Origin of the sequence: Eikenella glucosivorans (genome assembly GCF_016025525.2) — a bacterium.
Lineage (GTDB): Bacteria > Pseudomonadota > Gammaproteobacteria > Burkholderiales > Neisseriaceae > Eikenella > Eikenella glucosivorans.
The window spans coordinates 244021-266927 of sequence record NZ_JACSGR010000002.1 but is presented as its reverse complement, the minus strand read 5'-3'; the positions used below and the strand labels follow the sequence as shown (position 1 = coordinate 266927).

Annotated in this window: 22 protein-coding genes; 4 read left to right on the top strand and 18 right to left on the bottom strand. The window is 62.2% G+C overall.

Going from position 1 to position 22907, the window contains the following annotated elements; all coding sequences use genetic code 11:
• Nucleotides 1-5: 5 nt before the first annotated feature.
• From H9Q10_RS03340 to fba, 9 genes are all read right to left on the bottom strand, one after another.
• On the bottom strand, nt 6-1796 hold the full coding sequence (locus tag H9Q10_RS03340; RefSeq protein WP_197902612.1) for an assimilatory sulfite reductase (NADPH) flavoprotein subunit: 1791 nt from the start codon (nt 1794-1796) through the stop codon (nt 6-8).
• A gap of 397 nt (nt 1797-2193) precedes the next feature.
• The gene (locus tag H9Q10_RS03335; protein WP_197902611.1) at nt 2194-3495 is read right to left on the bottom strand and encodes a sulfate adenylyltransferase subunit 1; all 1302 of its coding nucleotides are present in this window, start codon (nt 3493-3495) and stop codon (nt 2194-2196) included.
• 241 nt (nt 3496-3736) lie between these two features.
• Nucleotides 3737-4678: a sulfate adenylyltransferase subunit CysD gene (gene cysD / locus H9Q10_RS03330; protein WP_338082304.1), complete on the bottom strand. Its 942-nt coding sequence runs from the start codon at nt 4676-4678 to the stop codon at nt 3737-3739.
• A gap of 194 nt (nt 4679-4872) precedes the next feature.
• Nucleotides 4873-5661 carry a phosphoadenylyl-sulfate reductase gene (locus tag H9Q10_RS03325; protein ID WP_197902609.1) on the bottom strand — a complete coding sequence of 263 codons (789 nt, stop codon included), beginning with the start codon at nt 5659-5661 and terminating at the stop codon, nt 4873-4875.
• Between the two features lie 10 nt (nt 5662-5671).
• Nucleotides 5672-7126, bottom strand: coding sequence for a siroheme synthase CysG (cysG, locus tag H9Q10_RS03320; protein WP_197902608.1), 1455 nt, complete (start codon nt 7124-7126; stop codon nt 5672-5674).
• 219 nt (nt 7127-7345) lie between these two features.
• Entirely contained in the window at nt 7346-7624 is a 279-nt protein-coding gene (locus H9Q10_RS03315; RefSeq protein WP_197902607.1) for a hypothetical protein, read from the bottom strand.
• A 169-nt stretch (nt 7625-7793) separates the two neighbouring features.
• Nucleotides 7794-8375 (bottom strand): methionine biosynthesis protein MetW, encoded by a 582-nt coding sequence (metW, locus tag H9Q10_RS03310; RefSeq protein ID WP_197902606.1) that lies wholly within the window; start codon nt 8373-8375, stop codon nt 7794-7796.
• Entirely contained in the window at nt 8362-9510 is a 1149-nt protein-coding gene (metX, locus tag H9Q10_RS03305) for a homoserine O-succinyltransferase MetX (protein ID WP_197902605.1), read from the bottom strand. The genes metW and metX overlap by 14 nt, the downstream gene beginning before the upstream one ends.
• A gap of 334 nt (nt 9511-9844) precedes the next feature.
• The gene (gene fba, locus H9Q10_RS03300) at nt 9845-10912 is read right to left on the bottom strand and encodes a class II fructose-bisphosphate aldolase (protein ID WP_197902604.1); all 1068 of its coding nucleotides are present in this window, start codon (nt 10910-10912) and stop codon (nt 9845-9847) included.
• Between the two features lie 116 nt (nt 10913-11028).
• Here fba and H9Q10_RS03295 point away from each other — a divergent pair, with 116 nt between their 5' ends.
• Both H9Q10_RS03295 and H9Q10_RS03290 read left to right on the top strand, forming a co-directional pair.
• Nucleotides 11029-11679 (top strand): pyrimidine 5'-nucleotidase, encoded by a 651-nt coding sequence (locus H9Q10_RS03295; RefSeq protein ID WP_197902603.1) that lies wholly within the window; start codon nt 11029-11031, stop codon nt 11677-11679.
• Nucleotides 11680-11923: 244 nt separating this feature from the next.
• Nucleotides 11924-13354 (top strand): MFS transporter, encoded by a 1431-nt coding sequence (locus H9Q10_RS03290; RefSeq protein WP_197902602.1) that lies wholly within the window; start codon nt 11924-11926, stop codon nt 13352-13354.
• A gap of 72 nt (nt 13355-13426) precedes the next feature.
• On the opposite strand, the gene H9Q10_RS03285 is transcribed toward H9Q10_RS03290, so the two are convergent.
• Nucleotides 13427-14011, bottom strand: coding sequence for a hypothetical protein (locus H9Q10_RS03285; RefSeq protein WP_197902601.1), 585 nt, complete (start codon nt 14009-14011; stop codon nt 13427-13429).
• 360 nt (nt 14012-14371) lie between these two features.
• On the opposite strand from H9Q10_RS03285, the gene H9Q10_RS03280 reads away from it, so the two are divergent.
• Both H9Q10_RS03280 and glmU read left to right on the top strand, forming a co-directional pair.
• Entirely contained in the window at nt 14372-14659 is a 288-nt protein-coding gene (locus H9Q10_RS03280; RefSeq protein WP_197902600.1) for a hypothetical protein, read from the top strand.
• A gap of 135 nt (nt 14660-14794) precedes the next feature.
• The gene (glmU, locus tag H9Q10_RS03275; protein WP_197902599.1) at nt 14795-16165 is read left to right on the top strand and encodes a bifunctional UDP-N-acetylglucosamine diphosphorylase/glucosamine-1-phosphate N-acetyltransferase GlmU; all 1371 of its coding nucleotides are present in this window, start codon (nt 14795-14797) and stop codon (nt 16163-16165) included.
• 163 nt (nt 16166-16328) lie between these two features.
• Here glmU and H9Q10_RS03270 read toward each other — a convergent pair whose 3' ends face one another.
• The 8 genes from H9Q10_RS03270 to H9Q10_RS03235 form a co-directional block, all read right to left on the bottom strand.
• Entirely contained in the window at nt 16329-16781 is a 453-nt protein-coding gene (locus H9Q10_RS03270) for an MliC family protein (RefSeq protein WP_197902598.1), read from the bottom strand.
• A gap of 217 nt (nt 16782-16998) precedes the next feature.
• Nucleotides 16999-17637, bottom strand: coding sequence for an MBL fold metallo-hydrolase (locus H9Q10_RS03265; RefSeq protein WP_197902597.1), 639 nt, complete (start codon nt 17635-17637; stop codon nt 16999-17001).
• Between the two features lie 246 nt (nt 17638-17883).
• Entirely contained in the window at nt 17884-19449 is a 1566-nt protein-coding gene (guaA, locus tag H9Q10_RS03260) for a glutamine-hydrolyzing GMP synthase (RefSeq protein ID WP_197902596.1), read from the bottom strand.
• A 110-nt stretch (nt 19450-19559) separates the two neighbouring features.
• On the bottom strand, nt 19560-19922 hold the full coding sequence (locus tag H9Q10_RS03255) for a hypothetical protein (protein WP_197902595.1): 363 nt from the start codon (nt 19920-19922) through the stop codon (nt 19560-19562).
• Between the two features lie 80 nt (nt 19923-20002).
• The gene (gene trpC, locus H9Q10_RS03250; RefSeq protein WP_197902594.1) at nt 20003-20794 is read right to left on the bottom strand and encodes an indole-3-glycerol phosphate synthase TrpC; all 792 of its coding nucleotides are present in this window, start codon (nt 20792-20794) and stop codon (nt 20003-20005) included.
• A gap of 11 nt (nt 20795-20805) precedes the next feature.
• The gene (locus tag H9Q10_RS03245) at nt 20806-21330 is read right to left on the bottom strand and encodes an RNA pyrophosphohydrolase (RefSeq protein ID WP_197902593.1); all 525 of its coding nucleotides are present in this window, start codon (nt 21328-21330) and stop codon (nt 20806-20808) included.
• 204 nt (nt 21331-21534) lie between these two features.
• Nucleotides 21535-22440 carry a site-specific tyrosine recombinase XerD gene (xerD, locus tag H9Q10_RS03240; protein ID WP_197902592.1) on the bottom strand — a complete coding sequence of 302 codons (906 nt, stop codon included), beginning with the start codon at nt 22438-22440 and terminating at the stop codon, nt 21535-21537.
• Entirely contained in the window at nt 22434-22898 is a 465-nt protein-coding gene (locus tag H9Q10_RS03235) for a methylated-DNA--[protein]-cysteine S-methyltransferase (protein ID WP_197902591.1), read from the bottom strand. Before H9Q10_RS03235 ends, xerD begins: the two co-directional genes overlap by 7 nt.
• Nucleotides 22899-22907 lie beyond the last annotated feature (9 nt).

The following is a 22907-nucleotide window of genomic DNA, read 5'->3' as shown; positions in this document are numbered from 1 at the left end:
TGTTTTCAATACACGTCGCGGCGGTATCGGCCTTCCTGGCGCAGGGTGTCGAGGTAGTCTTCGGCTTCGTCGGGGCTGAGGCGGCCTTGTTCGGCGATCACGGCGAGCAGGGCTTGCTCCACGTCTTTGGCCATGCGCGAGGCGTCGCCGCACACGTACACATAGGCGCCCTGTTGCAGCCATTGCCACAATTCGGCGGCTTCTTCGCGGATTTTGTGCTGCACGTAGATTTTCTCTGCCTGATCGCGCGACCAAGCGAAGCTGTATTTGCTCAGCAGGCCTTCTTTCGCCCAAGCCTGCCATTCGGTTTGATAGAGGAAATCCTGGGTGAAATGCGGGTTGCCGAAGAAGAGCCAGTTTTTGCCGGAGTCACCGTTGGCGGCGCGCTGCTGCATGAAGGCGCGGAAGGGGGCAATGCCGGTGCCCGCGCCGATCATGACCACGGGTGTTTCCGGGTTTTCAGGTAGCCTGAAGCGCGGGTTGGGCTCAACAAACACGCGCACGGTTTCGTCTTCGGCGATGCGCTCGGCCAGGAAGCCGGAGGCAGCGCCGGTGCGCGGGATGCCGTGGTGTTCGTAGCGCAGCACGCCCACGGTGAGGTGCACTTCTTCGCCCGCCTCTTCGGGCGCGGAGGAGATGGAATAAAGGCGCGGCGCGAGGGGGCGCAGCAGGCCGGCCAGCTGCGTGGCGGTGAGCTTGGCCGGGTGGCGCGACACGATGCCGGCAACCGGGTTGGCGGCGGCATAGGCGGCGGCATTGCCCTCGGCGGCCTGCTGCAGCTCGGGGCTACCTGAAATTTCGGCGTAGCCCTGCACAAACTGCGGCGTGTTTAGGCCGATTTCCAAATCGTGCAGCAGGGCTTGGCGGATGGGCTTGACCTGGCCGTTGATGCTGGCTTCTTCCTCACCCGTGAGCGAAACGGCGGCCAAAATCTCGTCCACCACGGCGGGGTCGTTATCAAACCACACGCCCAGCGCGTCGCCCGCGCGGTAGGAGAGGCCGGAGCCGGACAAATCCAGCTCGATGTGGCGCACGTCTTTATCGGAATCGCGGCCGGTGATTTTCTGGCGGGCGAGCAGCGTGGCGGGGAAGGGATTGGCTTTGCCGTAGGCGGATGCGGGGGCGGCCGTGCCGGTGCTGGCTGACACACCGCTCGGCACGGCAGCCGGCGCGGCTGCGGCGGCCTGCTCGCACACCAGCGGCACGATGCGCTCCAGCCAGGCTTCGGCAGTGGCGCGGTAGTCTAAATCGCAATCTTGCCGTTCCAACAGCCGCTCGCCGCCCAAATCGGCCAGCAGGCGGTCGAAATCGCGGGCGGCGCCGCAAAACAGCGGGTAGCTGGAATCGCCCAGCCCGAGCACGGCAAAGCGCAGGCCGGCAAGCTGGGGCGCTTTTTTGCCGCTGAGCAGTTTGTACAGGCTGAGCGCTTCTTCCGGCGGTTCGCCTTCGCCCTGGGTGGAGGTCACGAGCAGCACCAGCCGTTCGGCGGCGAGGTTTTTCGGTTTGTAGTCAGCGGCGGCTATGTGGGTGGCGTGCACGCCGGCGGCGGCGAGCTTTTGCTGTAACTGTTCGGCCACGGCGCGGGCGTTACCGGTTTGCGAGGCGGAAATCACGGCCACACGCAGGGGTTCGGCGGGCGCGCTTGGCGCGGAATGAGCTGCGGCGGCGGGCGCGGCAACATCGGACGGCACGGCTTGGCCGCCGGCCTGCGCCCAGCAATAGCCGGAGAGCCAGGCCAGTTGCAGCGGGCTGAGCGCGGCAAGTTGGGCGGCGAAATCGGGGGGAAGCGGGTTCATGGCGGGTTCCTTGGGGTTTGCTTGTTGTGATGGGTTGGGGCTACCTGAAAACGAACGTAGTGAGTTTCTGCGAAGCTAAAGTGCCAGCTTCAGCGAAGTGGACCGATGTCTTGCGAAGCAAGGCTGAGTTGCTGCGAAGCTAAAATCAGGGCGGCTTGGCTTGGTTGCGGCTTTCAGGCGGCCTTTGCGGCGGTTTGTGCAAGCCTGCGGCAACAGCGGCGTTCACGGCTATGTTCATCCAAACTGTCTGATTGGCAAAGCGGTTTAGGCTACCTGAAAATCGGCAGAAGGTTTTTAGCGAGCGGAATGTTGGGTTATGGCTTACTGCCTAACCCGGCCTACTCTTGCTAGGGCTACCTGAAATTTGCCAACTGGATTTCAGGTAGCCTTTGCCGCGTTAGCCTGCCGCTTCGCCGTTTGCCAATATCATGCCGGCAGCCACGGTGTGGTTGGTGGCGTCGTCGATGAGGATGAAGGCGCCGGTGGCGGGGTTGGCGGCGTAGGGGGTGCAGACGACGGGCTGGGCGAGGGAAAGCTCGGCTTCGCCCAGGTCGTTCATTTCCAGGGTGTGCCGTTCGGCAAAGTGGCTGAGGGTGTGCACGTCCCACACGCGGCGGATGGCGGTGATTTTGGCGGGCACGGTGCGGGTGGTGTGTTTGAGCAGGTAGCGGCGGGCGGGGTTGAGGGGGCGGCTGTCGAACCAGCATAGGGTGGCGGCCAGGCGGCGCTGCGGCTCGAGCGCTGAGGCGGCGGCGAGGAAGGTGTCACCGCGCGAGATGTCGATGTCGTCGGCGAGGCGCAGGGTAACGGGCTGTCCGGCGGCAGCCTGCTCCACGCGGCCTGTGAGGCTGATGATTTCGCGCACGCTGCTTTCCAGCCCGGCGGGCTCAACGCGGATTTTATCGCCCACGCGCACGCTGCCGGCTTCGATGCGGCCTTGGTAGCCGCGGAAGTCGTCTTGCTTGCTGCCGTCGGCGCGCTGCACGAGCTGCACGGGGAAATGGAAGTCTTGCGGCGCTTCGGACACGCCTTCGCCCACGGGCAGGCTTTCCAGCACGGAAAGCAGCGTGCCGCCGCCATACCAGGGGGTGTGTTCGCTTGCGTGGACGATGTTGTCGCCGTGGAGCGCGGAAATGGGGATGAAGCGGATTTCAGGTAGCCCTAGGGTGTCGGCAAGGGCGCGGTAGGCCTGCACAACGGCGTTGAATTTCTCTTGGCTGAAGCCGAGCAGGTCCATTTTGTTTACCGCCACGATGATGTGCGGGCAGCGCAGGTGACGCAGGATGGCGGAGTGGCGTTTGGTTTGCGGCAACAGTTGCAGCGGCTGCTGCGAGAAGTCGAGCTGGGCGGCGTCGATGAGCAATACGGCGGCATGGGCGGTGGAGGCGCCGGTCACCATGTTGCGGGTGTATTGCTCGTGGCCGGGGGTGTCGGCGATGATGAATTTGCGCTTTGCGGTGGCGAAGTAACGGTAGGCCACGTCGATGGTGATGCCTTGTTCGCGTTCGGCTTCGAGGCCGTCGGTGAGGGCGGAAAAATCGATGGCGCCTTGGCTGCGGCTGCTTTCGAGCCGGCGAATTTGGTCGCCGAGCAGGGCTTTGCTGTCGTAGAGCAGGCGGCCGATGAGGGTGGATTTGCCGTCGTCCACGCTGCCGGCGGTAATGAAGCGCAGGGGGGCTTGGCGGTTAGGGCTGGTCATGGCTGGGCTTTCTCGGGATGGTTTGGGTTTCAGGCGGCCTCTTGCTGTGTTGGGTGTGTAGTGCGTAGGTTGGGCGGTATGCCGTAACCCGGCCTACTCTTGCTATTTTTCAGGTAGCCTTCTGATGCGGCGTGCTGGGCTACCTGAAAGCGCAAGCTTCAACGCAGCGGGCCGATGTTTTGCGAAGCAAGGCTGAGTTTCTGCGAAGCTAAAATCGGGCGCTTGGTTTGAACTTCGTCGGCTAGAAATAGCCTTGTTTCTTGCGCTGCTCCATGGCGGCTTCGCTCACTTGGTCGTCGAGGCGGGTGGCGCTGCGCTCGGAAATGTCGGCCAGGGCAGTTTCGGCGATGATGTCGGCGGGGGTGGCGGCGCTGCTGGCCACGGGGCAGGTGCAGGAAATGTCGCCCACAGTGCGGAAGCGCACGGAAAGCTCTTCTATCGCTTCGCCTTCGCGCGGCGGGGTGAGCTCGGTTACGGGCACGAGCAGGCCTTGGCGGCGCACCACCCGGCGGCGGTGGGCGTAGTAGATCGGCGGCAGGGCGAGCTTTTCGCGTTCGATGTATTGCCACACGTCGAGCTCGGTCCAGTTGGAAATGGGGAACACGCGCAGGTTTTCGCCGGGGTGCAGGCGGGCGTTGTAGAGCGACCAGAGCTCGGGGCGTTGGTCTTTGGGGTTCCATTGGCCGAATTCGTCGCGGAAGGAGAAGATGCGCTCTTTGGCGCGGGCTTTTTCTTCGTCGCGGCGGGCGCCGCCCATCAGGGCGTCGAAGCTGTGTTCTTCGATGGCTTCGAGCAGGGTGACGGCCTGGGCGGCGTTGCGCGAGTCGGTGTTGCGGCGCAGCACGACGGTGCCTTTGGCGATGGAGTCTTCCACGCTGCCCACGATGAGCCTGGCGCCGGCCTGGCTGGCGGTTTCATTGCGGAAGGCGATGACTTCGGGGTAGTTGTGGCCGGTGTCGATGTGCAGCAGGGGGAAGGGCAGCGGGATGCTGCGCCCGGGCACGGCGAAGGCTTTGCGGGCAAGAGCGAGCAACACGACGGAATCTTTGCCGCCGGAAAACAGCAGGGCGGGATTTCGGCATTCGGCCAGTACTTCGCGGATGATGTGGACGGATTCGGCTTCGAGCCAGTCGAGGTGGTCGTTGTGCAGGGTGGCGCTCATGGCGGGCTTTCTGTGTCGGATGGGTTGTTTGGCTGCCGTTTGGTTTCAGGCAGCCTGTATGGCGGGTGGGGCTACCTGAAAATTTTTGCGGGGATGTTGCCGGGCAGGAATGCCCGGCTGCGGGTTTTAGCTTCGCAGAAACTCCGCCTTGGCTGTGCCAAGACATCGGTCCACTGCGTTGAAGCTTACGCTTTCAGGTAGCCTTTGCGGCGGGATTACTTGTGCAGGCCGCATTCTTTGCTGTCGCGGTTTTCCCACCACCAGCGGCCGGAACGGATGTCTGCGCCGGCCTTCACCGGCATGGTGCAGGGCTCGCAGCCGATGCTGGGGTAGCCTTGGCGGTAGAGCGCGTTGGCGGGCAGGCGGTGTTGCAGCACGTAGGCCCACACGTCTTGCTCGCCCCAGTCGGCCAGCGGGTTGTATTTGGCGATGCCGCGCGCGTTGTCTTGCTCGGCCAGGGGCAGGTGGCTGCGGGTGGGAGATTGGCCGCGCCGCTGGCCGGTGATCCAGGCGTCGGCGTCGGCCAGCGCGCGGTTGAGCGGCTCCACTTTGCGGATATGGCAGCACTGCCGCCGCAATGCCACGCTGTCGTAAAACGCGTTGGCGCCGAATTCGTTTACATAGGCGGCCACTTCTTCGGCATCGGGGTAATACAGGCGCAGGTCCAAATCGGGATAACGGCTGCTCACTTCATCGGCCAGCGCCAGGGTTTCGCGGTTGAGCCGGCCGGTTTCCAGCACGAACACTTCCACCCGCAGCGAGAGCGCGGCCAGCAGGTCGGTGAGCACCATGTCTTCGGCGGCCAGGCTGCTGGCCAGTTTTACCTTGCCGTGGCGCTGGTAGATGTCTTGCAGGCGGCGGCGCAGCGCAGCGGTTTTTTCAGGTAGCCTCTGGTAGACGCCGGCACCTGGCTGCGGTATCTGCCACAGCTTCGGTTTGGCCAGCACGCTGCTTGGCGGCACCAATTCCACCGTTGCTGTTTCCAATGTTTCTTCTTTGCTCATCACGCGCTCCTCAAGCCACCCGAACTGCAGGCTTATCCGCCCCGGCGGCGGGCTGCACATACCAGCCGCTGCGGTCGGCCGACAAAGCCGGCTGCTCGCCGAACCAGCCCAGCCGGTGATGTAGCGCGGCGGTTTCGCCGATAATCAACAATGCAGGCAGGGGCGCCTTCTCGGCCAGCCCGGGCAGCTCGGAAAGGCTACCTGAAAACACCTGCTGCCCAGGCAACGTGCCGCAGCTGACCACGGCGGCGGGCGTGTCGGCGGCGCGGCCGTGGGCAATGAGTTCGCGCGCCAGCTCGGCGGCCTTAATCGTGCCCATATACACCACCAGCGTTTGCCGGCTCTGCGCCAGCGCCTGCCAATCGGGCGCATCGGCGTCGATTTTACGCTGGCCGGGGATGAACATGGCGCTGTGCGCATGGTCGCGGTGGGTGAGCGGGATGCCGGCATAGGCGGCGGCGCCCAGCGCGGCGGTGATGCCGGGCACCACTTCAAACGGTACACCCGCCTCACGCAACGCTTCCAATTCCTCGCCGCCGCGCCCGAACACAAACGGGTCGCCGCCTTTGAGCCGCACCACGCGCTTGCCGGCCAGGGCATAGCGCACCAGCAGGCGGTTGGTTTCCTCCTGCGGCACGCTGCCGCCGTTCGCGCGTTTGCCCACGCAGATTTTGTCGGCATCGCGCCGCACCAGTTCCAGCACCTGCTCCGACACCAGCGCGTCGTACAGCACCACATCTGCTTCCTGAATGCGCTGCAAGCCTTTGAGCGTGAGCAGCCCGGCATCGCCCGGCCCCGCGCCCACCAGCGCCACTTCGCCGGTTTGCGGCCAATCGCCGGCCAGCTGCCGCCGTACCAGGCGTTCGGCCTCACGGCTGCGGCGGCTGTCGGCCAGCCGCTGGAAAGCGGCGGAAGTGAACAGCTTTTCCCAGAAACGGCGGCGCTGCGCCGTGCTGACCAATTTGGCTTTCACGCGGCCGCGCCACCGCCCGGCAATGCCCGCCATCACGCCCAAACCCTGTGGCAGCAAAGCTTCCAGCTTTTCGCGCAGCAGCCGCGCCAGCACCGGCGCTTGGCCGCCGCTGGAAATGGCGATTTGGATGGGATGGCGGTCGATGATGGAGGGGAAGATGAAGTTGCAGCGGGCGGGGTCGTCCACGGTATTTACCAGCAGGCGGCGCTGCTGCGCGGCTTGAAATACCTGCTCGTTCAGGTCGGCATCGTTGGTGGCGGCCACGGCGAGAAAGGCCGTGTCCAGCAATTCGGGGGAAAACGCGCGTGCCGCCCATTCCACCCGCCCGGCTTCGTGCAGCGAGCGGATGTGCGGGTGCAGCTTGTCTGCCGCAATGCGGATGAGTGCGCCGCATTTGAGCAACAGGCGGATTTTACGCAGCGCCACGCCGCCCGCGCCGACCACCAAAACGGGCCGGCCTTTCAAATCGGCAAACAGGGGGAAATAGTCCATTTTCGTTCTCCAAACCGTGCGCTCATCATAGGCGAAGCGGCGGGCAGAACGGAAAGACTGATTTTGCCCTTAGATAGAAGGAAAAATTATATATGCCGTAATAATATGATTTTAAAAAGGATTATTTATAGAAAACCCAAACGGCCAAATAAAAAGGCTACCTGAAAACCATCCTTCGGTTTTTCAGGTAGCCTCTTGTGCTTGATTATTGGCGGCAGCTTAAAGCTGAAAGCCCGCCAGCACTTTGCTGCGGAATTCGGGGTATCCCTCCAATTCGTCCAACACGAAGCGCTGTGCGTCGATTTCGCGCGCCATGTCTTTTTCGAATTTTTCCAGCAGCGTGGTGCGGGCGTTGCTGTCGTTGTATTTTTTGGTGATTTTCAGGCGCACCGCCCATTGGTGCCGAGCCTTGTCTTCGATGATCATCATCAGGCAATTGAGCTCGAATTCGCCTTTGTCGTCACTGGTGGTCAGCTTGTCGGAAAAATTACGCAGCATAAGTATCCAATCTCCCTATTCTTACAAAACAAACGGATATTTTTACTTAATTATACAATTCACCCCGGCCGGATATTTGACCCAGCTCAAACAAGCCAAACATTGTCTGAATTTGAATAATCTTTCTAAACCGGCGGCTAACTGCCGAAACAAACAGGAAAACCAACCATTAGCCCACGCGGTAAAACGCCAAGCTGCCCAGCAGATTGGGCAGGTATTGCACGCGCTGGCCGCCGGCCATCACCGCCCGTTCGAGCACGCGGATGCGGTTTTTGGCGCACAGGCGGTCGAAATCGCTCAGGGTGCACCAATGGATGTTGGGCGTGTCGTACCAATCGTAGGGCATGCGCTCGCTCACGGGCATGTGCCCGCCGAAGGCTACCTGAAAACGGTTGCGCCAATAGCCGAAGTTGGGGAAGGTTACGATGGCTTGTTTGGCTACGCGGGTGAGGTCGCGCAGGATGGTTTCCACGTTTTGCATGGCCTGGATGGTTTGGCTGAGCACGATGATGTCGAAGCTGCCGTCGCCAAAGGCTTGCAGGCCTTGTTCCAAGTCGGCCTGGATCACGTTCACGCCGCGGCCGATGGCGGCAATCACGCTGCCGGTGTCGATTTCCACGCCGTAGCCGGTACAGTTTTTGTGTTTCACCAGGGCTTGCAGCAGCTCGCCGTCGCCGCAGCCTAAATCGAGCACGCGGCTGCCCTCGGGAATCCAGTCGTAGATTAATTGCAGGTCGTCACGCAGGTTCATGCGCCAACTCCTTGTGGATATTGTCGATATAGGCTTTCACGGCTTTTAAGTAGGGCTCGTCTTCCATCAGGAAGGCGTCGTGGCCGTGGGAAGACTCGATTTCGATGTATTGCACGTTTTTCTTGGCGCCGATGAGGGCTTTTACCAACTCGTGCGAGCGCTCGGGGGCGAAGCGCCAGTCGCTGCTGAAGCTGGCCACGAAGAATTTGCCCTGCACGCCGGCGAGGGCGGCTTGGAGGCTGTGGCCGAAATCGGCGGCAGGATCGAAATAATCCAGTGCTTTGGTCATCAAGAGATAAGTGTTGGCATCGAAGCGTTCGGCAAATTTGTCGCCTTGATAGCGAAGATAGCTTTCCACTTCAAACTCAATGCCATAGCCATATTGCAGCTCGCCGCTTTTCATCTGGCGGCCGAACTTTTTGCCCAACCCGTCTTCGGCCAGATAGGTGATGTGCCCCATCATGCGGGCAATACGCAGGCCTCGGCGCGGCACGGCCTGGCGGCAGGCATAGTGCCCTTCGTGGAAATCGGGGTCGGTGAGGATGGCTTGGCGGGCCACGTCGTTGAAGGCGATGTTTTGGGTGGACAGTTTGGGCGCGGAGGCGATAACAAGGGCGTGGCGCACGCGCTCTGGGAAGTCGATGGCCCACTGCAAGGCCTGCATGCCGCCGAGGCTGCCGCCCATCACCGCCGCCCATTGTTGGATGCCGAAATGGTCGGCCAGGAGCGCTTGGGAGCGCACCCAGTCTTTCACGGTTACCACGGGGAAATCGGAGCCGTAGGGCTTGCCGGTGGCGGGGTTGGTGCTCAGTGGGCCGGTGCTGCCGGCACAGCCGCCGAGGTTGTTGAGCCCGACCACGAAGAAGCGGTTGGTGTCGACCGGCTTGTTGGGGCCGACCATGTTGTCCCACCAGCCGGGGTGTTTGTCGCCCGGGCTGTGCCGGCCGGCCACGTGGTGCGTGCCTGAAAGGGCGTGGCAGATGAGGATGGCGTTGGATTTGCTCTCGTTGAGCGTGCCGTAGGTTTCCGTGATCAGCTCGAAACGCGGCAGGGTGTCGCCGTTTTGCAGGCTGAAGGGCTGGTTGAATTCGATGGTTTGCGGGGTAACGATCCCCACGGAGGCGGGCGGGTTCATAAGCGTTCGGGTTGTTAAATTATGTTTATTATAGCGGAAGGTGCGGAGAAATTCATGGCGTGCGCCCAGAGGGGAAGGCTACCTGAAAGCACCAGCTTCAACGTGGTTAAAGCATACCTGCGGTTTGCCTGCCCCGCCCGCAAGAGAGGGGGATGGGTTTTCAGGTAGCCTCTATCCTATTCTGCCCTTCTGATTATTCTGTAAAAACCTGTTTTCAAAAACAAAACAGGCTACCTGAAAAGCTTCAGCTCCGCAGAAACTCGCAAAGCTCGTTTTAACTGCGTTGAAGCTGGCGCTTTCAGGTAGCCTGCTGGCTCGTCATCCGATCAAGCGTTTACTTCACCACCACTTGGTTCAGCTCGCCTTTGGCATAGCGGGTGGCCATTTTTTCCAGCGAAACGGGTTTGATTTTGTCTGCCATGCCTTCGCAGCCGAAGGCCTGGTAGCGGGCAAGGCAGATGCCTTTCATGGCTTCGATGGTTTTGGCCAGGTATTTGCGCGGGTCGAATTCGGACGGGTTTTCGGCCAGGAAGCGGCGGATGGCGCCGGTGCTGGCCAGGCGCAGGTCGGTGTCGATATTGACTTTGCGCACGCCGTGTTTGATGCCTTCCACGATTTCTTCCACCGGCACGCCGTAGGTTTCGCCGATGTTGCCGCCGTATTCATTGATGACTTTGAGCCATTCCTGCGGCACGGAGCTGGAGCCGTGCATCACGATGTGCGTGTTCGGCAGAGCAGCGTGGATTTCTTTGATGCGGTCGATGCGCAAAACGTCGCCGGTGGGCGGACGGGTAAATTTGTATGCGCCGTGGCTGGTGCCGACGGCAATCGCCAATGCGTCCACGCCGGTGTCTTTGACGAAGCGCACGGCGTCTTCCACGCTGGTGAGCATTTGGTCGTGGGAGAGTTTGCCGACTGCGCCCACGCCGTCTTCTTCGCCGGCTTCGCCGGTTTCGAGGTTGCCCAACACGCCGATTTCGCCTTCGACGGAGACGCCGCAGGCATGGGAGAAGTTGACGACGGTGCGGGTAACGTCCACGTTGTATTCGTAGCTGGACGGGGTTTTGCCGTCTTCAAGCAGGGAGCCGTCCATCATGACGGAGGAGAAGCCGAGCTGGATGGAGCGCTGGCACACGTCGGGCGAGGCGCCGTGGTCTTGGTGCATAACGACGGGGATGTGGGGAAACTCTTCCACCGCCGCCAAAATCAGGTGGCGCAAAAAGGGCGCGCCGGCGTATTTGCGCGCGCCGGCAGATGCCTGCACGATCACGGGCGCGTTCACCTGGTCGGCCGCTTCCATGATGGCGCGCATCTGTTCCAAATTGTTCACATTAAAGGCGGGCAGGCCGTAGCCGTGTTCGGCGGCGTGGTCCAAAAGCTGGCGCATGGATACCAAAGCCATAGCAATCTCCTGAGTGATAATCGTTGGTAAAAATCGGCACGATTATAGCAGCAAACGGCAGCCTTGGCGGGCTGGCGGTATAATCCTCGCCCTTTCCTTTTTTTCAGGTAGCCCTTATGCCGCCGCCCCAGCCCGTTTGGCTGTTTGATTTAGACGACACCCTGCACCGCGCCGATGCGGGCATCTTCCTGCTCATCAACCGCCGCATGACCGCCTTCATGGCGCGCGAGCTCGGCCTGAGCCTGCCTGAAGCCTCCGAGCTGCGCGAACACTACTGGCGGCACTACGGCGCCACGCTCGGCGGTTTGCAACGGCACCATCCGCACATCCGCCCCGCCGATTTCCTGCGCCAAAGCCACCATTTGCCCGAGCTCCTCGCCGCACTGCAGCCCATGCCGCACGCCGCCGAAGCGCTCGCCGCCCTCCCCGGCCGCAAAGCCGTGTTTTCCAACGGTCCCGCGTTTTACGTGCGCGCCCTGGTTGAGGCGATGGGATTGGGCGGCCATTTCGACGCGCTGCTCGGCGTGGACGACCTGGCCCTGCACCACAAGCCGCAGCCGCAGGCCTTTCATTTGGCCTGCGCCGCGCTGGATGTGCTGCCGCCGCAGTGCATCCTGGTGGACGACAGCGCCGCCAACCTGCGGGCGGCCAAGGCGCTGGGCATGCGCACGGTGTGGTTCGGCAGCCGCGCCGAGCCGCAGCCCTTCGCCGACTATGTGGCACGCGACATGCTTGATGTGCGGGATTTGGCGGGCGGAATCGGGTAGAATCCGCCGTTTGCCCCTGCCGGCCTACCTTACCGTTTGACTGCCTGTTTGCGCTGTGCCGAAGCCTGCGTTTTAGCTTCGCAGAAACTCACTCTGTTCGTTTTCAGGTAGCCTTCTGCTTCGTAGAACCCCTGCCCGGGCTGCACCAGTAGTTTTCAGGTAGCCTCACGCTTTCCGGCAGCCCTGTACTATTTTTCAGGTAGCCTGTTTTACCCACCATCCCACAACAAGGAAGAACGTCTCTATGCAATCTGCCGATTCCGCCGAATCCACACACGAATACTTCGCCGAGCGCGAGGGCTTCCCCGCCAAAACCATCGTGGCCACCCTCTTTATCGGTGCCTTCTTCGGCTACCTGAACGACACCCTGCTCAATGTGGCGCTCACGCCCATCATGCGCGATTTCCACATCGACAAAACCACCGCCCAATGGCTCACCACCGGCTTCCTCTTGGTGATGGGCGCGTTCACGCCGATTACCGCCGGCGTGATCCAATGGTTTGAAACGCGCAAAATGGTGCTCATCACCCAGGCTACCTTCCTCGCCGGCTCGCTGATTTGCGCGCTCGCGCCCAATTTCGGCACGCTTTTGGCCGGGCGCATGGTGCAGGCCGTATCGGCCGCGTTTTTCGTGCCGCTGCTGTTTAACGGCATCCTCAATATCTTCCCGCCCAACCGGCGCGGCACCGCCATGGGCGTAATCACCATGATGTTCACCGCCGCCCCGGCGCTCGGCCCCACCCTCTCCGGCATCATCATCGACCACACCCATTGGCGCGTGCTCTTCGCCGCCACCGCGCCGTTTATGCTCGTGGCCATGCTGCTGGTGGGCAAATACCTCAGCGTCAACCTCAGCCCCATCACCCGCCCGAAAATCGACATCCCCTCCGCCCTGCTCTCCATCGGCGGCTTCGGCGGGCTGGTGTATGCGTGCAGCAACTTCGCCGCGCTGCCCTTGGCTGAGTTTGCTCTGCTGTTTGCCGGATCGGTGGGGCTCATCGGCTGGTTTGTGCGCCGCCAGTTCCACATTGCCACGCCGCTGCTCAACCTGCGCGCGCTGCAATACGGCCAGTTCAGCCTGTGCCTGGCCATCCTCGCCTGCGCCTATTTCCTGTTTCTCGGCCTCGAGCTGATGGTGCCCATCTACACCCAGCAGGTGCTGCTGCTCACCGGCACCGCCACCGGCCTCATCCTGATGCCTGCCAGCATTGCCCAAGCCTTTGCTGCGCCGCTGTTTGGCAAACTGCTGGATAAAAAAGGCGGCCGCTTCGTGGTGCTGCCCGCCACCATCCTGCTCACCGCCTCGCTGGCCGTATTGTGGGGCTACCTGAAAATCGACACCCAAACCGCCGCCCTCTCCGCCATGTTTGCCCTGATGGCCGTGGCCGTATCCGCCTGCATCACCGGCGAAACCCACGGCCTCAACGCCCTGCCCAAACACCTCAACCCGCACGGCGCCGCCATCATCACCACCGTCAACCCCATCGCCGGCGCCATCGGCGCCGCCTTCTTCGTGGGCACCACCAATATCGGCGAACACCTCTCCAGCGGCAGCAGCCCGCAGCAGGCCATGCTCAACGGCATCCACCTCAGCATGAGCTTCGCCCTCGCCGTCGGCATCCTCACCATCGTCTGCGCCTACCGGCTCAAGCCGCACGGCGAAAACAGCGATTAACCCCGCTGTGCCTGCAAACCAAATAACAGGCTACCTGAAAATTTCAGGTAGCCTGTCTTCCTCACCGCACCATTACTCCCCCGCACACCCCTGCTCGCGGCAAGGCGGGCAAGATTCCCGCTCATGGTAGCTGCCCGCCAGCTGGAGCAGTGCCGCCTCCACCTCCACCGCCGCCGCATCTGCCCGAGCCGGCACCTGCGCCACAAAATAATTCACCGAGCGCCTGCCCGGAAAATACGCCGCCAGCTCCTGCCCGCCGTTGCGGTAGCCCGTAAAGCGCCACAGCTCGCCCGAGCCGCCGCGCGAACGGATACGGCGCACCATCGTCGGCCGGATTTGTTCGCCCGACTCGGCATACTGCGCCGCCACATCATTCACCTGCGCCCGCACCGCTTCGGCAAAACTCCCGCCCGGCTGGCGGCTGATGCTCCCCGTATACATCATCACCTTCGCCGCGCGCAGCCCGCCCGCCTGCGGCAGAAACACCATCGGCACGCCCTGGTCCGCCAGCAGCCGGTTATCCTGAATCCAACCCGCCGGCACCCGGAAACCATAGCAATGATTCGCCCCATGCGCATAGCCCGTGTCGCCCTCCGGCGCCGCCTGCACACTCCCCGCCGCCAAACACACCGCCAGCATCAAACCCAAACGTTTCATGATTTCTTCCTTTTCCAATCGGTTAAACGGCAAACCGCCGCCCCGCCACTCTATCATCCCGCCGCCAAAGCAGCCAGCCAGCCTGCTTCGCTTATTTTCAGGTAGCCTCAAAGCCGGAAAAGCTGATCAAATAAGCAAGCAAAAGGCTACCTGAAAAATAAAAAACACCAACCCAAACCGGCCAAACCCCACCCACCGTTTTCAGGCAGCCCCAGCGCACCCATCCTGATTGCGCAAAAAGCCGCCCGAAATCGCCGCCCCGCAACGCCCACCCCCGTTTTCCGGCCGTGCCGCAGCCAGCCTCCCCCGTTCGCGTTATAATTGCCCCAAGCCATCCCACAACAACACAAAGGAAAAGCCATGCGTCCCGCCATCCTACTGCTCGCCCTCCTCTCCCTCACCGCCTGCACCTGGGAAACCTACCAAGACCAGCACGGCAAAACCGGGCTGCGCCAGCGCTACGCCCCCGGCACCCCCGTCGTCTACCAAGACGGCACCTTCGCCCGCGACCAGCGCTACAACGAATACCGTCCCGTGCCCGTGCCCGTTACCCGCGAAGAACACCAGCACAGCGTGCCGCGCACCACCTGGAGCAACGAAGCCGCCCCCGAAACCTCCGGCGGGCAAACCATTCACCCCGCCCAATAAAACACCGTTTTAGGCAGCCCCAACATTTTCAGGTAGCCCCAAAGGCTACCTGAAACCCATTCCCCCGCTTCAGAAAGCCGGGGAAACACCGCAAGCAATTTACCTCGCCCAACAACCAATCCGAGAAAACCAGCCATGCCCACCCCCCTCCACATCGTCATCCTCGCCGCCGGCAAAGGCACCCGCATGCATTCCGCCCTGCCCAAAGTGCTGCACCAAATCGGCGGCCAAAGCATGCTCGAGCGCATTATCCGCACCGCGCAAAGCCTGCAGCCGCAAAGCATCAACGTCGTCATCGGCCACGGCCGCGAGCTCGTGCGCGAAAAGATAAGCCGCAACGACGTAAACTGGGTGGAACAAACCGAGCAGCTCGGCACCGGCCACGCCGTGCAAACCGCCCTGCCCCACCTCGGCACCGAAGGCCGCACCCTCATCCTCTCCGGCGACGTGCCCCTCATCAACCGCGAAACACTCCAAGCCCTGCTCGATGCCGCCGGTAACGAAGTCGGCCTGCTCACCGACATCCCGCCCAACCCCTTCGGCCTCGGCCGCATCATCCGCAATGCCGAAGGCCAGGTGGACGCCATCGTGGAAGAAAAAGACGCCAGCCCCGAGCAAAAAGCCATCCGCGAAATCAACACCGGCATCCTCGTGCTGCCCAACCGCCACCTCGCCGGCTGGCTCGCCCGCCTCTCCAGCAACAACGCCCAAGGCGAATACTACCTCACCGACGTCATCACCCTCGCCCGGCAAAGCGGCGTGGCCGTGCACCCCGTGCAAGTGGCCGCATCCCACCTCGCCGCCGGCGTCAACAACAAAGCCCAGCTCGCCGAGCTCGAACGCATCTTCCAGCGCGAACAGGCGCAAGCCCTGCTACAAGCCGGCCTCACCCTGCGCGACCCCGAGCGTTTCGACTTGCGCGGCAGCCTCGAGCACGGCCAAGACGTGGTCATCGACGTAAACGTTGTTTTGGAAGGAAACAACCAATTCGGCCACAACGTATCCATCGGCGCCAACTGCGTGATCAAAAACGCCGTCATCGGCAGCCACACCGTTATCGAGCCCTTCTCCCACCTCGAAAACTGCCGCATCGGCAGCAGCGCCCGCATCGGCCCCTTCGCCCGCCTGCGCCCCCATGCCGACCTCGCCGACGAAGTGCACATCGGCAACTTTGTGGAAGTGAAAAACAGCACCATCGGCCGCGGCAGCAAAGCCAACCACCTCACCTACCTCGGCGACGCCCAAATCGGCAGCCGCAGCAACATCGGCGCCGGCACCATCACCTGCAACTACGACGGCGTGCACAAACACCGCACCATCATCGGCGACGAAGTGCGCATCGGCTCCGGCAACATGCTCGTGGCCCCGCTCACCATCGGCCACCGCGCCACCACCGGCGCCGGCAGCACCCTCACCCGCAACTGCCCCGAAGGCGAGCTCACCCTCGCCCGCGCCCGCCAAACCACACTCCACGGCTGGGTGCGTCCCGAAAAAGAGAAAAAATAAGCCCGCGCCGATAGGCATCATTAGCAACGAAAGGCTACCTGAAAAATCTGCTGCGGATTTTTCAGGTAGCCTTTCCCTTGCACCCAGCAAAAACCGGCAGCGGCGGATTACTCCGTGGCTGCCGGCCTGATTTCACTCATGCGGCGGTTGGATTCAAATCAGCTTAACGGCGCTGGCAGGCAGTATCCACCTGGTTGCCGTAGGGGTCTTTGAAGCTGAACGCGGCTTCGTTGCCCTTGCGGTGCCATTCCGCGCCGCTGCCGAACAGACCGCGGTTGCTGGTATAGCGCTCGCCGGAAGCGGCAACGGCGCTGGTCAGCACGGCGCGTTTGTCGTCGAGCTGGAGGCTCACGCGGTTGGTGCCTTCCTGGCGCACGCTCACGCTTAAGCCGTTTTCGCAGCTGAAGCGCTCAACACCGTTTTGGCTGCGGTGTTCGGGGCGCGGGCGGCGCTGATGGTCGCGGTCGTCGCGGCGGTCTGGCATGTCGTCGCGGCGCTGTTCTTCATAACGGTGGCGGGGCGGCCTGTCGTGGTCGCCGTCTGCATGCATGGGCGCCACGCAGGCGGTGAGCAGCAGGGCCAATGAGGCGGGCACAGCCCAAGTACGTACTTTCATTATGCTGTTCCTATGAGGTTGGAAAATACCGCCTGCCTGATGCGGGCGGCAGGGTTATCTTAGTTCAAAGATTTCGGCATAAGAAGTGGGATTAACCAAGATTTACGGCGGCGGCGGAATGCATACGCCTTAACACTGGCGGCCTTTACAATTATCTTGCACAGGCTAGGCCGATTTCCTCTGCCGCGATGTTTCCCGGCGGGGGAATCGGGTTTCGTTATCCGGCCAGGAAAGGATTGTGCCGCTTTTCGTGGCCGATGGTGGTGGTGCGGCCGTGGCCGGGCACGACGATGGTGTCTTCGGGCAGCACCAGCAGTTTTTCGCGGATGCTGTGCAACAGGTCGGCATGGCTGCTGCGCTCGAAATCGGTGCGGCCGATGGATTCGTAGAACAATACGTCGCCGGCAATCAAGAGATTGGCTTCAGGGCAGTAAAACACGACGTGGCCGGGGGTGTGACCGGGGGCGTGCAGCACTTGGAAGCGGTAGCCGCCCACGGCGAGCTCGTCGCCCTCTTCCAGCCAGCGCGTGGGTTGCACGGGCGGTGAGACGGGGAAGCCGTAGCCGGCGGTGACAGCGGGCAGGCTGTCGAGCAGCCATTGGTCGGCGCGGTGCGGGCCGATAACGGGCAGCGGGGTGCGGGCGATCATGTCGGCCACGCCGGCGGCATGGTCGAGGTGGCCGTGGGTGAGCCAGATTTCTTTGGGCTGCAAGCCGAGTTTGGCGGCTTCGCTTTGCAGCCATTCGGCTTCGCCGCCCACGTCGATCCACACGGCTTCCTTGCTTTGTTCGTCCCACAGGAGGGAGCAGTTTTGCCGGAAGGGGGTAACGGGGAAGAGGTTGAGTTGCAGGGCCATGATGGTGTTGGGGGAAAGGTTGGAAAAGGTTTTCAGGTAGCCTGCGGCGCAAGGGAGGCTACCTGAAAATATGGCTGATGGTTTCGTTTCTATAACAGGCAGCGAGAAGTTCATCTGCGGCAAATATTTTTAGCTGGGCAGAAACTCAGCCTTGGTTTCGCCAAGATATCGCTTTAACTTCGTTGAAGCCGACGCTTTCAGGTAGCCTGTATTCATGCTGAGGCTACCTGAAAAACCTGCGCCGGCTTATTCCCACTCGATCGTGGCGGGCGGTTTGCCGCTGATGTCGTACACCACGCGGTTGATGCCGCGTACTTCGTTGATGATGCGGTTCGACACTTTGCCCAGCAGGTCGTAGGGCAGCTCGGCCCAGTGCGCGGTCATGAAATCGCTGGTCACCACGGCGCGCAAGGCCACCACGTATTCATAAGTGCGGCCGTCGCCCATCACGCCCACGGATTTCACCGGCAGAAACACGGTGAAGGCCTGGCTGGTGAGGTCGTACCATGATTGGCCTGCTTCGTTGAAGGTGTTGCGCAGCTCTTCGGTGAAAATGGCATCGGCGCGGCGCAACAGCTCGGCGTATTCGCGTTTAACTTCGCCCAAAATGCGCACGCCGAAGCCGGGGCCGGGGAAGGGGTGACGGTAGATCATTTCCTTGGGCAGGCCGAGGGTGAGGCCAAGCTCGCGCACTTCGTCTTTAAACAGATCGCGCAGGGGTTCGAGCAGCTTCAGGTTGAGGGTTTCGGGCAGGCCGCCCACGTTGTGGTGGCTCTTAATGGCGTGCGCCTTTTTGGTTTTGGCACCGGCGCTTTCGATCACGTCGGAATAAATCGTGCCCTGCGCCAGCCATTTGGCGTTTTTCAGCTTGGCGGCTTCGCGCTGGAACACTTCGATAAACTCGGCGCCGATGATTTTGCGCTTGCGCTCGGGGTCGGTTACGCCGGCGAGTTTGCCCAAAAATTCTTCGGAAGCGTCCACGTGCACCACGTGTATGCCGAAGTGCCGCCCCATCATCTCCAGCACGGCTTCGCGCTCATCCAGCCGCAACAGGCCGTGATCGACAAACACGCAGGTGAGCTGCTTGCCGATGGCGCGGTGGATGAGCGCGGCGGCCACGGAGGAATCCACGCCGCCGGAAAGCCCGAGGATCACTTCCTCATCGCCCACCTGCTCGCGGATTTTAGCCACCATTTCATCCACATAATTGGGCATGGTCCAGCCTGGTTTGGCGCCGCAGATATCCAGCACGAAGCGGTTGAGCAGGGCGCGGCCCTGTTTGGTGTGGGTAACCTCAGGGTGGAACTGGATGCCGTAGAAGCGTTTGGCTTCGTGCCCCATGATGGCCACAGGGCAGGAGGGCGTGTCGCCGAAAATGCGGAAGCCTTCGGGCAGGGCGGACACTTTGTCGCCGTGGCTCATCCACACTTCCAGCGTGTTCGGTTCGCCGTCGCTCAGGCCGGCGGTGAGCGGGCTGTCGGTGGTTTTCACTTCGGCATAGCCGAATTCGCGCTGGTCACCGGGGGAAACCTTGCCGCCGAGGTGGTGCGCCATAAACTGCATACCGTAGCAGATGCCGAGCACGGGCACGCCCAAGTCGAAAATGCCGGTGTCGGCCTGATAGTCGGAGTCGTACACCGAATTGGGGCCGCCGGAGAGGATGATGCCTTTGGGGTTGAAGGCCTTAATCTCAGCAAGCGGCATATCGTAGGGGTGCAGCTCGCAATACACATGGGCCTCACGCACGCGGCGGGCGATGAGCTGGGTCACTTGCGAACCGAAATCGAGAATCAGGATTTTGTCTTGGGTCATATCGGTGTCTCTGGGTGGTTTTGAATGGGGTTTCTTTTTTCAGGTAGCCTGCCCTCAAAGCAGCTTGAGGCTACCTGAAATATTTCATACACGCTGCCGGCGCGGCAGGATCAGCGGTAGCGCCGCAAAATCTGCCGGATATGCGCGCTGCGCTGCCGGCACACCGCCGCCGTATCCACATCGGCGGCCGCCTCATAACGGGCGCGCTCGGCCTGCATGCGTGCGCCGTTCTGCCGCCACCAGGTTTCTTGGTCGCTGCTGGAGCATTGGTTAGCCAGCTGCATCAGCTTGTCGGACTGCTGCTCGGCGGCGGCGGGCAGCGCGGCGGCATCGCTATCGGTGCAGGCATACAGATAAGTGAGCACCTCGATGCTGTCGCGGTTCACCTGCGGGCATGGCGCCTGCCCTGCCGTTTGTTTGGCGAAGGCGGCAGCTGGCAGCAGCAAAGCCAGGGCCATCAATAAGCGTTTCATACTGACTCCTTAATACGGGCAAACGAAGCACCTCAACTATTTTCAGGTAGCCTCATCATCAAGAAAGGCTACCTGAAAACTCAAGCAAACAATTTTTTCACTTCCGCGCCCACATCGTCGGCGCGCATAAAGGTTTCGCCAATCAGGAAGCTGTGCACGCCGTGGCGGCGCATAAACTCCACATCTTCGCGGCTGCGGATGCCGCTTTCGGTGACAATCACGCGGCCTTCTCCGCCAATTTCGGGCAGCAAGTCCAGCGTCTGCTGCAGGCTCACTTCAAAGGTGCGCAGGTTGCGGTTGTTCACGCCGACAAGCGGGGTGGCGAGGCGGCGGCATTTTTCCAATTCGCCGGCATCGTGCAGCTCCAGCAGCACGGCCATGCCCAATTCGTGTGCGATACCTTCAAATTCTTCCAGCTCGCCTCTATTAAGCGCGGCGGCAATCAGCAGCACCGCGTCGGCGCCCATGGCGCGGGATTGGTAAATCTGATACGCGCTCACCATAAAATCTTTGCGCAACACGGGCAGCGCCACGGCGGCACGGGCGGTTTTCAGGTAGCCTGCCGAGCCTTGGAAATACTGCTCGTCGGTGAGCACGGAAAGGCAGGCGGCGCCGGCGGCCTCATAGGCGCGCGCCAGCTGCTCGGGCTGAAAGTCTGGGCGGATCAGGCCTTTGCTGGGGCTGGCTTTTTTGATTTCGGCAATCAGCGCGGCCTGCCCTTGGCCGTGTTTGGCACGCATGGCTTGCACAAAGCCGCGCGGCGGCGGCATGTCGGCGGCGCGGGCGCGCACTTCGACCAAGGGCAGCGCGGCTTGCGCGGCGGCCACTTCTTGCTGTTTGGTGGCGAGGATGCGGGTGAGGATGTCGCTCATCGGCGGGGCTTTCACTCTTTGGGCAGGGCGGCCTGGCGCAGGTTAAACTGCTCCAGGCTTTCCAGGTTGTGCAGGAAGCGCGAAAGCTCCTGCAGGGCGTTGGTGTACACTTCTTTTTTAAATTCGATCACTTCTTCGATGGGCGCCCAGTAGTCGTGCCAGCGCCAGGCATCGAACTCGGGCTGGCTGCTGGCGCGCAGGTGCACGTCGCTTTCGCGGCCGGTGAGCCGCAGCAGATACCAAATCTGCTTCTGCCCGCGGTATGCCCCGCGCCATTGGCGGCGCACCCAGTTGCCGGGCACGTCGTAGCGCAGCCAGTCGCGCGTGCGGCCGAGGATTTTCACGTGGTGCGGCAAAAGGCCCACTTCTTCGGCCAGCTCGCGATACATGGCGGCTTCGGGGCTTTCGCCGGGCTTGATGCCGCCCTGCGGAAACTGCCAGGAATGCTCCTGCACGCGTTTGCCCCAAAACACTTCGTTGCGCTGGTTGGTGATGATGATGCCGACATTGGGGCGATAACCTTCTCTGTCCAACATAATATTTCGCCCGATTTGAATAATTTTAAATGTGCGGATTTTCCCACAAAACGGCCTGGCAGGCTACCTGAAAAGCTGGCGGGCGGCCTGCCGGGCGGGAAGCGTCCGCTTGTTTGATAAACTTGTTTGCATGTTTGGGTGGGCGGAAAATTTTTCAGGTAGCCTCAGAGGCTACCTGAAAACCAACCATGCCGCTTTCCGCCGCTACCCCCGCGGATGGTGCCGCTCCACCATCTGCTTGAGCCGCTCGTTGGCCACATGGGTGTAGATTTGCGTGGTGTTCAGGCTGGCGTGGCCGAGCATCATCTGCACGCTGCGCAAATCGGCGCCGTGGTTCACCAGATGGGTGGCGAAGGCGTGGCGCAGGCCGTGCGGGCTGAGCGCGGCAATGCCGGCATCGGCCGCATAGCGCTTCACCATCTGCCACACCAGCTGGCGGCTGATGCCCATGCGCTTCTGCCCCACAAATACGAAATCGCAAGGGGTTTGCCTGAGCAGCCTGCCGCGCGCTTCTTTCAGGTAGCGTTCCAGCCAGTACACGGCTTCGGCGCCCAGCGGCACGATGCGCTGCTTATTGCCCTTGCCGATGACGGTCACCACGCCGCGCTGCAAATCCAAATCCTGCAACTGCATTTCGGCGGCCTCGGACACGCGCAGGCCGGAGGCATACAGGGTTTCGAGCACGGCTTTGTCGCGCAGGCCGAAAACGGTGTCGGTGTTGGGCGCGGCAAGCAGCACGTCGATTTGCGCTTCGCTGATGAGCGGCGGCAGGGCGCGGCCGTTGCGCGGCGGGGAGAGGGTTTGCGTGGGGTTGTCGCTGCGGCGGTTTTGCAGCTGCAGCAGGCCGTAGAGCTGCTTCACGGCGGAGAGGGCGCGGGCTTGTGAGGCGGGTTTCTCGCTGTGGGCATACACGGCTTCTGCCAGCCCGGCAGCATCGGCCTGCAGCCAATCGGTATCGCGCGATTGCAGGCGGCGGGCGACCTTTTCCAAATCGCGCCGGTAGCCGGCCAGGGTGTTGGCGGAGAGCTGGCGGGTGAGGAAGAGGTCGTCCAGCGTTTGCTCGATGGGGTCTTGCCAACGCGGCGGCAGCGGCTCGGCTGTTTTCACCATGTGATGCCTTCGTGCTTGAGCAGCCAGCGTTTCACCGCCAGGCCGCGCTCGCTGTCGCCGCCCATGCTGAAGCCTCCCAGCCCGCTTGCGGAAAGCACGCGGTGGCAGGGTATCAGGAGCGGCAGCGGGTTTTTGCCGCAGGCGCCGCCCACCGGGCGCGGGTGGCTGCCGATGCGTTCGGCAATTTGTTGGTAGCTGAGGGTTTGCCCGGGCGGGATGCCGGCAATCTGCGCCCACACTTGGCGCTGAAACGGTGTGCCGGGCGGAATTTCGGCCACTTTGGGCAAAGCGTGGAGGCTACCTGAAAAATAGCCGTCCAGCCCGCGGGCGAGCGCACTGTTTTCCGGCAGCAGGGGCAGGAAGTCGATGCGCTCGTCGCCGAGCAGGATTTCGGTGAGCTTGGCGCCCTCGAAACGGCAGATCAGCGTGCCGAACGGGGCTTCGTATCGGTATTGCATCTCCGCACC

Bases quoted from the DNA above. Each gene is read 5' to 3' on its own strand.
- H9Q10_RS03245 (WP_197902593.1), bottom strand. From the start codon at position 21,330: ATGTTGGACAGAGAAGGTTATCGCCCCAATGTCGGCATCATCATCACC.
- guaA (WP_197902596.1), bottom strand. From the start codon at position 19,449: ATGACCCAAGACAAAATCCTGATTCTCGATTTCGGTTCGCAAGTGACC.
- glmU (WP_197902599.1), top strand. From the start codon at position 14,795: ATGCCCACCCCCCTCCACATCGTCATCCTCGCCGCCGGCAAAGGCACC.
- H9Q10_RS03235 (WP_197902591.1), bottom strand. From the start codon at position 22,898: ATGCAATACCGATACGAAGCCCCGTTCGGCACGCTGATCTGCCGTTTC.
- H9Q10_RS03270 (WP_197902598.1), bottom strand. From the start codon at position 16,781: ATGAAAGTACGTACTTGGGCTGTGCCCGCCTCATTGGCCCTGCTGCTC.
- H9Q10_RS03295 (WP_197902603.1), top strand. From the start codon at position 11,029: ATGCCGCCGCCCCAGCCCGTTTGGCTGTTTGATTTAGACGACACCCTG.
- metW (WP_197902606.1), bottom strand. From the start codon at position 8,375: ATGAACCTGCGTGACGACCTGCAATTAATCTACGACTGGATTCCCGAG.
- metX (WP_197902605.1), bottom strand. From the start codon at position 9,510: ATGAACCCGCCCGCCTCCGTGGGGATCGTTACCCCGCAAACCATCGAA.
- trpC (WP_197902594.1), bottom strand. From the start codon at position 20,794: ATGAGCGACATCCTCACCCGCATCCTCGCCACCAAACAGCAAGAAGTG.
- H9Q10_RS03255 (WP_197902595.1), bottom strand. From the start codon at position 19,922: ATGAAACGCTTATTGATGGCCCTGGCTTTGCTGCTGCCAGCTGCCGCC.
- fba (WP_197902604.1), bottom strand. From the start codon at position 10,912: ATGGCTTTGGTATCCATGCGCCAGCTTTTGGACCACGCCGCCGAACAC.
- xerD (WP_197902592.1), bottom strand. From the start codon at position 22,440: ATGGTGAAAACAGCCGAGCCGCTGCCGCCGCGTTGGCAAGACCCCATC.
- cysG (WP_197902608.1), bottom strand. From the start codon at position 7,126: ATGGACTATTTCCCCCTGTTTGCCGATTTGAAAGGCCGGCCCGTTTTG.
- H9Q10_RS03265 (WP_197902597.1), bottom strand. From the start codon at position 17,637: ATGGCCCTGCAACTCAACCTCTTCCCCGTTACCCCCTTCCGGCAAAAC.
- H9Q10_RS03280 (WP_197902600.1), top strand. From the start codon at position 14,372: ATGCGTCCCGCCATCCTACTGCTCGCCCTCCTCTCCCTCACCGCCTGC.
- H9Q10_RS03335 (WP_197902611.1), bottom strand. From the start codon at position 3,495: ATGACCAGCCCTAACCGCCAAGCCCCCCTGCGCTTCATTACCGCCGGC.
- H9Q10_RS03340 (WP_197902612.1), bottom strand. From the start codon at position 1,796: ATGAACCCGCTTCCCCCCGATTTCGCCGCCCAACTTGCCGCGCTCAGC.
- H9Q10_RS03285 (WP_197902601.1), bottom strand. From the start codon at position 14,011: ATGAAACGTTTGGGTTTGATGCTGGCGGTGTGTTTGGCGGCGGGGAGT.
- H9Q10_RS03325 (WP_197902609.1), bottom strand. From the start codon at position 5,661: ATGAGCAAAGAAGAAACATTGGAAACAGCAACGGTGGAATTGGTGCCG.
- H9Q10_RS03290 (WP_197902602.1), top strand. From the start codon at position 11,924: ATGCAATCTGCCGATTCCGCCGAATCCACACACGAATACTTCGCCGAG.
- H9Q10_RS03315 (WP_197902607.1), bottom strand. From the start codon at position 7,624: ATGCTGCGTAATTTTTCCGACAAGCTGACCACCAGTGACGACAAAGGC.